This is a genomic window from Rhodoferax sp. GW822-FHT02D07, from assembly GCF_058802405.1.
Genome location: NZ_JBXAOD010000001.1, coordinates 830,459 through 843,186, shown reverse-complemented (window position 1 = coordinate 843,186; position 12,728 = coordinate 830,459). Strand labels below are relative to the sequence as shown.

Sequence of the window (12,728 nt, the reverse complement as noted above, 5' to 3'; positions counted from 1 at the left end):
GATTGGCCGACTAGGGAGTTGCCCTCAAACTGCCCAAAGGAGGCGCTTCACCCCCGAAATCACACAAAATAAAAACATTCAGAAATAACAATCAAATTCCTTATGGTTGACTTGTTATATAAAAGCCCCCTAGAATCCGCCATCCCAAAATTCATCAGGGATAACCCAGCCCGCTGCCGACCCCGGCATATTCAAATCGCTGCACAAGTCGAGACGACGCCGCAGGATATTGATAGCGTACCAACCCAAACGAGGAAGCAGGACGTTGTCATGTGGCCCATACGGCTACGGACACAAGAATGCCCCCGCCTAAGAAGGAAGAGCTATGACAGCGACTCAACAATTCACCAAGGGCCTTCGCATCGTTGCGACCGACATCGCCCAAGGTTTCTTTGCCATCACACACAACGGTTTCGCCCTGCTGGGCTTGGCCGTCATGTTTGCCATCATCACCCTGACCGCCCGCCCCGAAATCCGCCAGGCAGGCGAAATCCAGCTCATGGGCTGGCTTCAAAACCGCCACATCGTGGCGAACGACATTGCGTCCGAACCCGACGCCGTAGACCGTGCCACGGCCGCCAACCCGCAGTCCCTGCCCAAGCAGCAGGCTGCCGTGGCGTTCTGGCTGAGCAAGAAGTACAGCGTGGCCCCCGAGCCTCTGAGTGCTTTGGTGGCCGAGGCCTACAACATCGGCCAGCGTACCAAGCTGGATCCGACCCTGATCCTGGCCGTCATGGCCGTGGAATCGGGCTTCAACCCCTTTGCCCAAAGCCATGTGGGTGCTCAGGGCCTGATGCAGGTCATGACCAAGGTGCACAGTGACAAGTACGAGGGCTTTGGCGGCAAGCTGGCCGCGTTTGACCCAGTTTCCAACCTGCGCGTGGGCGTCAAGGTGCTGCAGGAATGCATCAGCCGTGCCGGTTCCATCGAAGGCGGACTCAAGTACTACGTGGGCGCAGCCAATATGGAAGAGGACGGCGGCTACGTCGCCAAGGTCCTGGCCGAACACGGCCGCCTGCAGGCTGTCGCATCGGGCCGCCCCATGCCCATGCCGTCGGCACCCGCTACGGCAGTGCCCGTCAAGCTGCCCGCACCGGAAGCCCCCCAGGCCGTGGGTGTGGAAAACGTGGCCCGACTGGCCAACTCCTGAGCCCGCTCGGTTAAACTCCGCACTGCACGCGACTGGCGATAGGTGCCCGGCCTTCTGAGGCCGCCGGCACTGACGTGGGATACCACTGGGAAGCGTGCCGCAGTGCCTTAAGGTTCTGCGATCAGCCGTTCGCCTGGGCAGCCCTGTGTCTTTTTGACCCACAGGCCATTTGTCTTTTAGGACTGCCATGTACGACCGCAACATCCTCGTAGAACAAGCTGACCCCGAACTGTGGGCCGCCATCCAGGCCGAGAACGCCCGCCAGGAACACCACATCGAGCTGATCGCCAGCGAAAACTATGCCTCCCCGGCCGTCATGGCCGCCCAGGGCAGCCAGCTGACCAACAAGTACGCCGAAGGCTACCCCGGTCGCCGCTACTATGGTGGTTGCGAGCATGTGGACGTGGCCGAGCAACTGGCCATCGACCGCATCAAGCAAATCTTCGGCGCCGAAGCCGCCAACGTGCAGCCCCACTGCGGCGCATCTGCCAACGAAGCCGTCTTCCTGGCGTTCCTGAAGCCCGGCGACACCATCATGGGCATGAGCCTGGCCGAAGGCGGCCACTTGACCCACGGTATGCCGCTGAACATGTCGGGCAAGTGGTTCAACGTGGTGAGCTACGGCCTGGACGCCAACGAAGCCATTGATTACGAAGCCATGGAACGCAAGGCGCGCGAAACCAAGCCCAAGCTGATCATTGCTGGCGCCTCCGCTTACTCGCTCGCCATTGACTTCGAGCGCTTCGCCAAGATCGCCAAGGAAATCGGCGCCATCTTCATGGTGGACATGGCCCACTACGCCGGACTAATCGCCGCAGGCGTGTACCCCAACCCCGTGCCCCACGCCGACGTGGTGACCTCCACCACCCACAAGAGCCTGCGTGGCCCCCGCGGCGGCATCATCCTGATGAAGGCCGAGCACGAGAAGGCCATCAACAGCGCCATCTTCCCCGGCCTGCAAGGCGGCCCGCTGATGCACGTCATCGCAGCCAAGGCCGTGGCTTTCAAGGAAGCACTGAGCCCCGAGTTCAAGACGTACCAGCAGCAAGTGGCCCGCAATGCCAAGATCGTGGCTGAAACGCTGACCGCACGCGGCCTGCGCATCGTCAGCGGCGGCACGGACAGCCATGTGATGCTGGTGGACCTGCGTTCCAAGGGCATTACAGGCAAGGAAGCTGAGGCTGTGCTGGGCGCTGCCCACATGACCATCAACAAAAATGCCATTCCGAATGACCCGGAAAAGCCCATGGTCACCAGCGGCATCCGCGTCGGTACACCTGCCATGACCACCCGCGGCTTCAAGGATGAGGAAGCCCGTGCCACGGCCAACCTGATTGCCGACGTGCTGGACAACCCACGCGACGAAGCCAACATTGCGGCCGTGCGCGCCAAGGTGCACGCCCTGACCTCGCGCTTCCCGGTCTACAAGTAAGTCAGGCCAGTCCTCGATGAAGTGCCCGTTCTGTAGTCATTCGGAAACCCAGGTGGTGGAGACCCGGATTTCTGAGGACGGGGACTTCATCCGCCGTCGCCGCCAATGCGGATCGTGCGAAAAGCGCTTCACCACCTATGAGCGCCCGGACGTCAACTTCCCGGCCATCGTCAAGAAAGACGGGCGCCGAATCGAGTTTGAACGCGCCAAACTGCTCGCCTCCATGAACCTGGCCCTGCGCAAACGGCCCGTGAGCACCGAGCAAATCGACAGCGCCATCGAGCGCATCGAAGAAAAACTCCTCAACCTGGGCCTGCGCGAAGTCCAGTCCACCCGCATCGGCGAACTCGTCATGCGCGAACTCAAAAAGCTCGACAAGGTCGCTTACGTGCGCTTTGCCAGCGTGTACCGGAGCTTTGAGGACATTGATGAGTTCAAGACACTGGTGGATGAGGTGAGTCGGTAGCTTCCCGACAAGTGGCCAGACGCCGCGCGCAAACGGTACAACCATTCAGAGGGCATGGGCCTACACTGAAGGCATGCAATCAACCGGCCTCATCAATCGTGGATTTACTCTTATTGAACTATTGATTACGCTGGTAATTGCTGGTGTATTAATGGCAATTGGCATTCCAAGCCTTAAAACCTTTGTCGCATCAAACCGACTTAGTTCCAACGTTAACACGATGATTGGACTTATTAATTATGCGCGCAGCGAAGCCATTGTTAGAAATCAACCTGTAGTCATTTGCCCCAAAAGCAGCTCGGGCACTGGATGTCAAAACTCCCAAATGTGGAGCCAATATGACATCCAAGTATTTGTAGATGTAGATGGCAACAATAACTTTGGCGGTTCAGATATTCTTTTAAAGACAGTTGCAGCTATCGATTCGACCGGAAACACTACACGTATTACAAGACAGTCAGCTGCGGGCGCTATCTCATTCCGCTCTTCAGGATTATCCACAATCGCTCACGGATTCAATATCTATGAAGTGAATAGTACGGACGCAAGCTACGAAACCCAATATGGTCGCTCCCTTTGCATCAGCTTATCTGGTCGAACTCGGGTTGCACCGTATACAGCCAACATATGCAATAACTTCTAAGCCATGAAACGCATCTCTTATCAAACTGGAGCAACGCTGATTGAAGCATTGATCTCCATTTTAGTTATGTCACTAGGTCTGCTTGGAATAGCAGGACTACAGTTAAGTGCTTTGTCCTACCAGAAGTCCGCCTGGTCCTCCCATAGAGTCGCCGAAATTGTCAATGACATTACAGAGAAAATTCGGGCGAATCCGTCAGCGGCGAAAGCGGGGAATTACAACTACACGTCAAACTACAACACCGGTTCTGGCGCTACTTTTACATTAAATAATTGCCATACCGGGAGTTCATTTTGTAGTTTATCGCAGATTGCAGCTGATGATATTTCGAACTTCGTCACAAAAACGCAACAGCTTCTGCCCAGAGGGGCCGCACAGATTACCGGAAGTAGTGCCGCCGGATACACAGTGACGGTTATGTATTTTGACAAGGATTTTGTGAATCCCACAACGGGCGTCGCACAAAGCTCAACGACTTGTGCAAGCGGTACCTCTGGCATTGACTGGAGGAACTGCTGCCCTACTGCGGCGTCTGCTCCTGCCGGGGTTCGTTGCCGAAATTACTTTGTCAAACTGTGATATGAAACACATAACCCTCAAGAAATCGCTCCTCCAAAAAGGGGTGACATTAATTGAGTTGATGATTGCATTGGTCATCGGACTGATTCTTGTTATTGCAGCTTCTTCTATTTACTTATACTCAAAACAAAACTACAACACCTCTTCAGAAACGACACAAATTGAAGAAAATGGCCGGTTTGCACTAAATCTATTAACGCAATACATAAAAACAGCTGGCTTTGTGATGATTGACCCAGCCTCCCCAAGACCGCAAGGCCCTATTGACAACAAGATTTTTGGATGCCGTCTTGGACTTGTAAACGGAGTGACGCCAAGTACAACTGCAGATATCGCTTGCAGAACATCGACTCCAGCAGGAAGCCTGCCATCAGAAGCAATTGCGATGTTTGCAGAGACAGATGCTTACAACAGCAGTGGAGCAACATACCAAGGCTATGATTGCTTGGGACTATCTTCCATCGCACAAGGTGGAGTCTCAAACATAGTTCGATCCTACTTTTTTGTCGCCAATACAACTGTGCAAACAGTGAATGGAACTGTCAATATGGGTCAGCTTTCATGCTTATCTGATCGCACCCCTCTCGCAGCAGTCACACCGACTTATCAAGTTCAACCATTGATTCCAGGGATTGAGCAAATAGCATTCAACTACATGCTCCCCTCCAGCGCCGACCCAGATGTTGCCCAAACTGGTTATGCAGCCTCCGCACTTACCGCAGCGCAATGGCCACAAGTGCTCGCCGTAGATGTATGCGTGCTGGCGAAGTCTATACAAGCTGCCGGCAACGATTCGGGTACAGCCTACAACGACTGCTATGGGAACTCAGTATCAACTCGCCCTGGAGAGATATACAGAGTATTTCGAACCACCGTTAGATTACGCAACAAGAGTTCTATATGAACATCGATATTTGCAGAAGAATACCGCAACAGAGACACCATGAAAATGGTATTTCTCTGGTCATGGTTTTAATTTTCTTAATGATTTTGAGTGGCTTAGCCATTACAGCAATTCAGAGTTCATCATTTTCGTCTCGAATTGCTGGCAATGAGGCAGATAGAACCATGGCATTTCAAGCAGCAGAGGCCGCTTTGCGCGATGCTGAATATGACATTTTTAATGTCATTGCTGATGGAGTAACTTCTTGCTCAAGTGCCACTCCAGTTTGCCGAACTGATCCAATTTATCGTGGCAATGGTTTTGATACGACATGTCCACTAGGACGCTGCATACCTAATACCACCACCCCTGTATGGGAGGTTGCAGCAAACTGGGATGCTTCCAGCACAAAAAGTGTGGCCTATGGAACATATACCGGAGCAACTGCAATACCCGTAGTAAGTCGGCAACCTCGCTATATGCTGGAGTATTTCAAGCAAGGTGACTTTGCTGTTTACAGAGTTACTGCTGTGGGTTTCGGCGTCAATGATACAACACGTGCTTACTTGCAAACTGCTGTGAAAGCAAAACCAGTATGAAAAATCGATATTCCTTGGTCAAGAAATTTTTGCAAGATTTTTTTGCGCCTGCATGCTTTGGATTGTTTTACTTTTTTACACTGAGTTCTGCTTGGGCTGTTAATTTCACACCACTACCTCCGTATCTATCGGAAACGAAGGGCGCGCCAATGGTCATGCTGAATCTATCGCGTGACCATCAGCTTTTTTATAAAGCTTACAATGAGTATTCAGATCTTGATGGCGATGGATCGCCAGAAACACAGTATCTACATACCTACAAATATTACGGTTACTTTGACAATAAGCGCTGCTACACGTACGACACTACCAATAATCGCTTTACCCCAGCAAGAAAAGAAAATGGCACATCCACTGCAACACCTACATACTGTGGAGGAACAGGTGAGTGGCACGGGAACTTTCTGAACTGGGCAAGTATGACCCGCATGGATGTGGTTCGGCGCATACTGTATGGGGGCTACCGTAGCACCGATGATAGTGTTGTAAGCGGAACCTCACTTACAGTATTGGAACGCGCTCATTTACCTACAGACGCTCACTCTTTCGTAAAATATTTCAGTAGTACAGCAGCCATTATTCGTGGGCTCACTCCATTTTCCACAACCGACATCAGCATTTGCAATAGAAGTCCCAAGAATAGCCAATATAGCCACCAGAATATTGGTGTTCCTCAGATATTGGTTGCCGACGGAAACTTCGCGCTCTGGAACTCCAATGAGCGCTGGCAGTGCTATTGGAGTGAAGAAAAAAACGCAAGCAATGGCAATATTCCCGCCAGTTCCGGACTCAATGCCTCGGCGAACAACCCTTCGCGTGCCAGTGTTGGTCTTGGTAGTGGCTCCGCGACTGGCACGTATACAGTACGTGTTGAAGTGTGCAAAACGGGGCTTGATGGCGCAGCGACTGGTGCGACTGGATTTACCGATGACGAAGAGGCCAGATGCAAATACTATCCTCGTGGCAACTACAAACCAGCCGGATTGCTTCAAAAATATGGGGAAAAAAATGAAGCCGCTTTTGGCTTGATTACAGGGAGCTTCAATAAAAATATTTCAGGCGGAGTTTTAAGAAAGAACGTTGCTACGTTTACCGATGAGGTGGATTTGGATGATGGTCAATTCACGCTGAATGATGGAATTATCAAAAATTTGAACAAACTCCGCATTTATGGGTATGACTACGATGATGGGTCGTACATCAATGCTGACGATTGCAACTATCAGCTCATAGGTTTGGTTGAAGGTAAATGCACCAGTTGGGGTAATCCCATGGGTGAGATGTACCTTGAGGCTCTCCGATATCTCGCGGGAAAATCTGCCACAGCTGCTTTTAATACGAGTGGCAGCAAGGATGCCGCGATTGGTTTGACCGTTGCAACATGGAGCGATCCATTTGCCAGTAACACGGTTGCCAACTTCGGGGATCAACTTTGCCGCCGTAGCAGCATTGTTAACTTTAATGCCAGTGTCACATCCTACGACAATGATCAATGGACAGGCCAAAGTGATATCAACCTGCCAAGTGGACAAACCATTGATGATCTAACAAATGGAGTTGGGCGTGCGGAAGGTTTATATGCAACTGGAAAAAAATGGGCTGTAGGGATTACAGACAGCAGCAGCAATGAGATTTGCAACGACAAATCCATGACAACATTGGCTACTGCTGTTGGCATATGCCCTGAAGCACCCACATATGCCGGCGGCTATAAGATAGCCGGCGCGGCATTGCATGCACATACACGCCCCATCCGTTCGGACTTTACAATTCCAACAACTAATAAGCGAGCATTTAAGGTAGATACCTATGGTGTAGCTTTGGCGACCGGATCTCCACGTATTAAAGTAAGCGTCCCTGGTCAAGCAGGAAAGTATGTTGTTATTCAGCCAGCCTATCAGCTCAAACTCGCGGGTGGAATTGGCGGAGGAACTCTGGTCGACTTCCGGATCGTGTCTCAAACTGCAACAAGTGGAAAGTATGTTGTGCAATGGGAAGATTCTGAACAAGGTGGGGACTATGACCAAGACGTTTGGGGCACATTGGAATACAGCGTCGACAGCACAACAACCCCACCGACGATCTCTGTTTCAACACAAACCATTGCACAAGCCACCGCTAATCCGCAAGGTTTCGGTTATGTGATTTCTGGCACCAATGGCAAGGATGGGGTTCACTTCCACTCTGGTATTTTGAACTTTACTTACAACGATCCTGCCAACATTGCGGTCACACCAGCCACAAACCTGAATGCGAGCGGTGGATGCAATAACTGCAACGTTAATAATGTTAAAACCACGGCAACCTATTCCATGACAGGCACAAGCGGCGATGTTTTGCGCGAACCCATGTGGTATGCAGCAAAATATGGTGGCTTTGATCGTGACATTGCAGCAACTTATACTGGCGCGAGTGCTATTGCTGGAGATAGTTTGGGTACAGCAGCTTGGGACTCAAAAAATACCGATGGAAATACTGGTTCAGATGGAATTCCTGATAACTACTTTTATGCCATTGATCCAGGTCAGCTAGAGAAATCTCTGGAGCAGATTTTTGCAACTATTCTGAAAGCCGGTGGAGCAGCTCCGGCGGCGGCAACATCATCCCGGACAGCGGCTGGTGGTTATGTATACGTTAGCACGCATAGTATCAAGGCAGCCAGCCCAGGCAACGACTCAGACGCCAGTGGTGAATTTTTACGCTATAGTTTTCTAGCAAATGGGACAATTTCCGGAACAGCTGACTGGGATGCAGGTACTAAGTTAACCGTGCAATCAGATGCAAGTGGATGGGATACCAATAGAAAAATTTTCACCCTTACCGATACAGGAGCAGCCGCCTTCCGGTTTGCCAACCTCTCTGCAGCTCAGAAGAATGCTTTGAAGCTCAATCCGGATCTGAATACCTATGATTCAGATGCCCGCGGTCAAGAACGCCTAGAGTGGCTTCGTGGAAGCGCTGTGAATGAGACTACGGCAGGCGGACTGAGAAAGAGAACAAAGACAAAACTCGGGGCGATTATCAACTCCACGCCCTGGTTCGTAGGCCCACCATCGGCTGGATATAGCAACATTGAGTATGGTGGCGGCTATGGAACATTTCGTACTACATACACGAACCGCAACTCTGTGTTCGTTGCTGCCAATGATGGAATGCTGCATGCCTTTGATGGAGATACGGGATTGGAACAATTTGCTTACGTTCCAAGAGCAATGTACGCAATTTCTGCAACTGCCCCATACTCAAAGTTATCGGCTTTGACAGCCAAGGATTTTTCGCTCAATACGGGAACAAACCGAATCACTACCGACGGTAGCGTCATGGCCGCGGATATTAATTTGGGAAGCACAAGCACGCCCAATTGGCGCACTTATCTTTTTGGGTCTTTTGGTCGAGGAGCCAGAGGGGTGTACGCTCTGGATGTTACGAATCCGGCTTCAATAACTACAGAAAATGCAACTAATGCAGGAAACTTAGTTAAATGGGAATTTACAGAAACAGCAGATAGTGATATGGGATATATCACAGGACGAACAAACACTAGAGGTAATGGCCAGCCATACCAAGTCGGGAAAATGGCGAATGGCAAATGGGCAGTCATATACGGGAATGGCTACAACAGTGGCAGTGGCAATGCTGCGCTTTTCATTATCTTTGCGGATGGCCCAGCAACCCCACAAAGTACAACATGGCCGGTCGATGCTACGACAGGCCCGCGATATGTGAAATTGATGACTGGCACAGCGGGTCAAGGACCCAATAATGGCCTTGCTGCCCCGACCGCCATTGACAAGGATAATGATGGCGTTATTGACTATATATATGCAGGGGATCTTAAGGGAAATGTATGGAAATTTAATGTTTCCGATGCTGACCCTACAAATTGGGGAGTTGCAACTAGTGGCAGTGTTCCTACTTACCAAGCAACGGCTGTTGTTCCCAGCACAAGCGCTACGGTAAATCAGCCAATCACAACTGCGATCGTGCCTTTTGTGCATCCACAGGGTGGATATCAATTGTTTTTTGCCACGGGAAAGGCGCTTGAATCCACTGACTATCCAATGAGCTTAGTTTACCCTCAAACTCTCTATGGCATATATGATCAACCTGGTGTTACTGGTACTATAACGACAGGCAAAACAAACTTGATTCAACAGAGTATCCTCAGATCTGGTGGAACAACATATGTATCTACAAACATTGTTAGTTATCCATCCAATAAAGGCTGGTATGTTAATCTTCCCGAGTCTTCTGAGGGCGTTATTTTTAATTCAATTGCGGAAGATGAATATCGCGTGAATGTAAGATCTTTGGCACCAGAGGCTTCATCTGACGGATGCAGATATGATGCAACTACTTATGACTTCGGCTTAAATCCCATTAACGGAACACCTATACCAAACTTATTACCCAATGCGCCATTAGTAAATGGCTATGCTGCCGCCGGCGCTGCAAATGCAAACACATTTGAATATTCGAAAGGTGGTGTATTCAAGGTTCCGCCTCCAACAACTAGTACAACATCTTGTACTGCGGGGACGACAAACTGCATGTGCAACCCTGCAAGTGGTGCATGCTTATTATGTGCAGATCCAGCGACATGTAAACTACCTTGGGATGATGGAACATTGGCCTGCACCGCAGGTACAGCTAGTTGCTCCTGCAATCCGGCGACCCCCACGCAATGTGTGGTCTGCACTAATGGCGCTACCTGCGATAGACCTTGGGTTTCAAAAGGTGCCAATCAATGCATGTTCAGAACCATCTCAGCATTGGGCAGTGGTGGTGTCGCAACCAGCCAGCGCTTCGGAGCCTGTACTGACGGCCGGCTTACTTGGCGGGAAGTTCAACGTAATCGTTAATGCCATGAACACAATACTTCACCAAAAAGGATTTACGCTCATTGAGCTAATGATTACTGTCGCTATTTTGGCAATCCTTGCCCGAATTGCCTATCCTAGCTATAGCCAATATATAGCAAGAGCCAAGCGTGCAGAAGCTAGAGCAGAAATCCTGAAGGCGGAAGGATGGCTGGAGCGTTATTACAATGAAAATAATCGATACTCAGATGCACCTACAACCACAACAAATGCTGCTTTCGGCAATGCATTCTCAACTGTCCCTCGAACAGGTAGTGCTTACTACAATATTTCACTTACTGTTGCAAGCTCGACCTATACAGTCACAGCCACGCGCACTGGCAGCATGAGTACAGATGGCTGTGGAGATTACTCGAAAACCAATAGTGGAAGTCTTACGAACAGTATTTCGACTGGAACTAATTGTCTAAAATAATTTGCACACTAGAAAGATATTTTTTTTTATCGTATTTAGCATAGCTGCTCATGGCTTGGGATATTTGTTGCTTGCTTCGTTTCATCCTGCCTCATTGAATAGAACTTATAATTTTCAGACGACCATTCTTCTCAAAACATCGGGCTTGAATTCAAAAAGCCATTCCTCTGGGACAACTAAAAAAATAGGTAGCGAAAGAGTACACGAAAAAGAGTCAGCTCAAGTTGCGGTGCAGCAATATGTCAACGCGTTTTATCCTACACGCTATCTCGATAGCAGCATGGTGGATACTCGCCCGGCCCCTATTGGCGAATGGAGTATCGATCTGTCTGCATTGAATGGTAAGGAACTACGTGGGCTAACCGTAGAGTACACCATTTGGGTTTCGGAGCGGGGTGTCATAGACTATGCAGAGCTATTGAATTCTGAGGCTATTCCTAGCTCGGTAAAAAATGCCCTATCGTCTATGCGGAGCACGGTCATGGCGCCTGCAACCATCAAAGATGTACCCGTCCCTTGTGTGATGACTCTGGAACTAAGTTTTGGTTATTGATGCCCATACTCTGCAACGCGCCATCTCTTTCGCCAGAGATGGAATACGCATAACTTCCCCCAACCCCCATGTCGGCTGCATCCTTATCTCCCCCCTTGGAGAGGTAATTGGTCAGGGGTACACCCAGAAAGCTGGCGGCCCGCACGCGGAGGTTATGGCCTTGCGGGACGCGGCAGCACAAGGAAATTCGCTTGTTGGGGCAACCGCCTATGTAACCTTAGAGCCCTGCTCCCACCATGGGCGCACAGGGCCATGCTGCGATGCACTGATTGCAGCCGGCATTGCCAAGGTTGTGGCAACGAATGAGGATCCCAATCCGCTGGTTACTGGTGAAGGCTTCGCGCGCCTGCGTGCAGCGGGAGTTGAGGTGGAGGTGCTGGACCCCGCCGATCCGCTCGCCATCCAGTCCCGCGAGCTCAACATCGGCTTTTTCAGCCGCATGATCCGCAAGACACCTTGGGTACGCATGAAAGTGGCGGCGTCGCTGGACGGCACCACGGCGCTGGACAACGGTGCCAGCCAATGGATTACGTCACCCGAAGCGCGTGCCGATGGCCATGCCTGGCGGGCGCGGTCCTGCGCCATCCTGACCGGCATAGGCACGGTGCTGGCGGACAGGCCGCGGCTGGATGTGCGCTTGGTCGATACCCCGCGCCAACCGCATCTGGTGGTAGTGGACAGCGACTTGCAAACGCCGCTGGACGCTCCTTTTTTCATAGCTGGTCGCGCAGTATTTATCTACGCTGCAGCCCAAAACCCCACCAAGCAGGCGGCGTTGGAGGCTTTGGGCGCCAAGGTGATTTACCTGCCTGGCTACAACGCCCAGGGCCAGCCCACGGGCAAGGTGGACTTGGCGGTCATGGTCAAGGATCTGGGCCAGCGCGAAATCAACGAGCTGCATGTGGAGGCAGGCTTCAAACTCAATGGCTCGCTGGTGCGGCAAGGCCTGGTGGACGAGTTTGTGGTCTACCTGGCGCCCAAGCTGCTCGGCCAGGGCGCGGGCATGTTCAACATTGGCCCGCTGACCGAACTGGCGCAAGGCGTAGCGCTGGACTTCAAATCCACCGAGATGGTGGGGCCCGATCTGCGCATTGTTGCGCGTGTGCAGGGGCGGGACGCCTTCTAGGG

The 12,728-nt window shown here is 51.3% G+C and carries 11 protein-coding genes and 1 riboswitch; all 11 genes read left to right on the top strand.

The window, feature by feature from the left end; all coding sequences use genetic code 11:
* The first annotated feature begins 325 nt into the window (after window positions 1–325).
* The 11 genes from AC1RNN_RS03980 (at window position 326) to ribD (ending at window position 12,726) form a co-directional block, all read left to right on the top strand.
* Window positions 326–1,150, top strand: a complete 825-nt coding sequence (locus tag AC1RNN_RS03980; RefSeq protein ID WP_493085796.1) for a lytic transglycosylase domain-containing protein — start codon at window positions 326–328, stop codon at window positions 1,148–1,150.
* 18 nt (window positions 1,151–1,168) lie between these two features.
* A riboswitch (ZMP/ZTP riboswitch) is annotated at window positions 1,169–1,296 on the top strand.
* Between the two features lie 41 nt (window positions 1,297–1,337).
* Complete coding sequence (glyA, locus tag AC1RNN_RS03975; RefSeq protein WP_493085798.1) at window positions 1,338–2,582, top strand: serine hydroxymethyltransferase; 1,245 nt, start codon at window positions 1,338–1,340, stop codon at window positions 2,580–2,582.
* A 16-nt stretch (window positions 2,583–2,598) separates the two neighbouring features.
* Window positions 2,599–3,048 carry a transcriptional regulator NrdR gene (gene nrdR, locus AC1RNN_RS03970; protein ID WP_310345709.1) on the top strand — a complete coding sequence of 150 codons (450 nt, stop codon included), beginning with the start codon at window positions 2,599–2,601 and terminating at the stop codon, window positions 3,046–3,048.
* Between the two features lie 73 nt (window positions 3,049–3,121).
* On the top strand, window positions 3,122–3,691 hold the full coding sequence (locus tag AC1RNN_RS03965; RefSeq protein ID WP_493085800.1) for a GspH/FimT family pseudopilin: 570 nt from the start codon (window positions 3,122–3,124) through the stop codon (window positions 3,689–3,691).
* 3 nt (window positions 3,692–3,694) lie between these two features.
* On the top strand, window positions 3,695–4,270 hold the full coding sequence (pilV, locus tag AC1RNN_RS03960) for a type IV pilus modification protein PilV (protein ID WP_493085802.1): 576 nt from the start codon (window positions 3,695–3,697) through the stop codon (window positions 4,268–4,270).
* A 1-nt stretch (window position 4,271) separates the two neighbouring features.
* Window positions 4,272–5,174, top strand: coding sequence for a PilW family protein (locus AC1RNN_RS03955; RefSeq protein ID WP_493085803.1), 903 nt, complete (start codon window positions 4,272–4,274; stop codon window positions 5,172–5,174).
* A complete protein-coding gene (locus tag AC1RNN_RS03950; protein WP_493085804.1) occupies window positions 5,171–5,752 on the top strand; it encodes a pilus assembly PilX family protein in 582 nt (193 codons plus the stop codon). Before AC1RNN_RS03955 ends, AC1RNN_RS03950 begins: the two co-directional genes overlap by 4 nt.
* Window positions 5,749–10,614 carry a pilus assembly protein gene (locus AC1RNN_RS03945; RefSeq protein ID WP_493085806.1) on the top strand — a complete coding sequence of 1,622 codons (4,866 nt, stop codon included), beginning with the start codon at window positions 5,749–5,751 and terminating at the stop codon, window positions 10,612–10,614. The genes AC1RNN_RS03950 and AC1RNN_RS03945 overlap by 4 nt, the downstream gene beginning before the upstream one ends.
* Window positions 10,615–10,618: 4 nt before the next feature.
* Window positions 10,619–11,047: a type IV pilin protein gene (locus AC1RNN_RS03940; RefSeq protein WP_493085808.1), complete on the top strand. Its 429-nt coding sequence runs from the start codon at window positions 10,619–10,621 to the stop codon at window positions 11,045–11,047.
* Window position 11,048: 1 nt separating this feature from the next.
* Window positions 11,049–11,600, top strand: a complete 552-nt coding sequence (locus AC1RNN_RS03935; protein WP_493137312.1) for a hypothetical protein — start codon at window positions 11,049–11,051, stop codon at window positions 11,598–11,600.
* Window positions 11,596–12,726 (top strand): bifunctional diaminohydroxyphosphoribosylaminopyrimidine deaminase/5-amino-6-(5-phosphoribosylamino)uracil reductase RibD, encoded by a 1,131-nt coding sequence (gene ribD / locus AC1RNN_RS03930; protein WP_493087055.1) that lies wholly within the window; start codon window positions 11,596–11,598, stop codon window positions 12,724–12,726. Before AC1RNN_RS03935 ends, ribD begins: the two co-directional genes overlap by 5 nt.
* Window positions 12,727–12,728 lie beyond the last annotated feature (2 nt).